Source organism: Streptomyces sp. NPDC017095 (assembly GCF_044332325.1).
In the GTDB taxonomy this organism is placed as follows: domain Bacteria; phylum Actinomycetota; class Actinomycetes; order Streptomycetales; family Streptomycetaceae; genus Streptomyces.
In genome coordinates, this window is record NZ_JBIROU010000044.1 from 1 (window position 1) to 1430 (window position 1430).

The window sequence follows — 1430 nt, forward strand, 5'->3', positions numbered from 1 at the left end:
CCGAGGCGTCCGGGCCCAGGCAGGAGGCCAAGATCCCGGCGACCGCCCCGGCACCGATCGGGGACGTCCTCGTGCTGGTAACCGTGAACCCGGCCGGGGTGGCGGTCACGCGGTTCCCGGAGACACCGGTACCAGAGACCACCGAGGCGCCGGCCGAGCCGGTGCCGTGAACCTTGGCGACGGGTGCACCGGACGGCTTGCCGTGAGCCGTGGCGGTGGGCTGGGGGGTGCCGGTCACAGCGCTGGCCACTCCCCCTGCCGTCGCGATGGCTGCGGCGGTGGCCGCGATGAGCATGATCGGGCGGATACGCATGAATCAGTGTCCTTTCCTGCGGGCGTCCGGTTGATGCCCGCACCCCTGTACGCCCCTCGGTGCCCATGCGGTCGCACCCCGGACACGTGGCCCATGTCACAAGACGTGGGCGCAACCTGGGGACGGCGCTCGTGCGTACAGGCTTGAGCGGCGCGAGGCTCCGCCCGGGAGGCACGGCTCCACCGCCGTGGTCGAGGAGTGCTTCCCGGCGAACCGCCTGTGATGCGAGCCGATCGACAGCACCAGGAGAGAAGCCGTTGATGACGCCACAGGAGTTCGACGCGTTTTACGCAGCGTCCTTCTCCCGCCTGACCGGGCAGCTCTACGCGATGACCAGCGACTGGTCCGAAGCACAGGACGTGGTCCAGGAGGCCTTCATCCGCGCGTGGGACCGAAGACGCACGTTCGACCCCGACGATGCCCCGGAAGCCTGGATCCGGACCACCGCCCGGCGGCTGGCCATCTCACGTTGGCGACGTCTGGCCCGGGGTCTGCACCTGGCCGGACGCCACCACCATGAACCCCGCACCGTCGAACCGCCCACCGAGGAGTACTTGATGCTGGTCACCGCGCTCCGCGACCTGCCCGAGGCGCAGCGCAGCGCCGTGGTCCTGCACCACATGTGCGACCTTTCCATCGAGCAGGTCGCGGCCGAGACCGGCGCCAGTGTCAGTGCCGTCAAGAGCCGCCTCGCCCGCGGGCGGACCGCGCTGGCGGCCCGGCTCGGCGACCAGCCCACGGCCAGCGAGGAAGGACGACTCCATGTCTGACCCCCTCCACGACACCCTGGGCGACCGGCTGCGGCTGCTCGGCACGCAGATGCCGGCACCGACCCTGCCCGCCGCGGAGATCCGCCGACGCGCCGACCGGCGCCGCCACCGCCGGCACGCTCTGGGCGCGACCGCGGCCTGCACTGCGGCAGCCCTGTGCCTGGCTCTCCCGTCCGTGCTGCACTCGCCCGGCCCACGGCACGGAGCAGCCCCCACGGACACCTCCTCCGTGTCAGCTTCCCCCCGCCCCCCGGCCGGGTTCACCGTTACCAGCACGAGGACGTCCCCGATCGGTGCCGGGGCGGTCGCCGGGATCTTGGCCTCCTGCCTGGGCCCGGACGCCTCGA

At 72.4% G+C, this 1430-nt stretch carries 1 protein-coding gene and 1 pseudogene; both read left to right on the forward strand.

Translation table 11 applies throughout. From position 1 onward, the window contains the following. The first annotated feature begins 573 nt into the window (after positions 1-573). Positions 574-1083 (forward strand): SigE family RNA polymerase sigma factor, encoded by a 510-nt coding sequence (locus ACH4OA_RS34590; RefSeq protein WP_397973471.1) that lies wholly within the window; start codon positions 574-576, stop codon positions 1081-1083. Continuing rightward, positions 1076-1430: pseudogene (locus ACH4OA_RS34595) on the forward strand (hypothetical protein); the annotation flags it as partial. The gene ACH4OA_RS34590 and the pseudogene ACH4OA_RS34595, both read left to right, overlap by 8 nt.

Coding starts and splice junctions, on each gene's coding strand:
- ACH4OA_RS34590 (WP_397973471.1), top strand. CDS start 574: ATGACGCCACAGGAGTTCGACGCGTTTTACGCAGCGTCCTTCTCCCGC.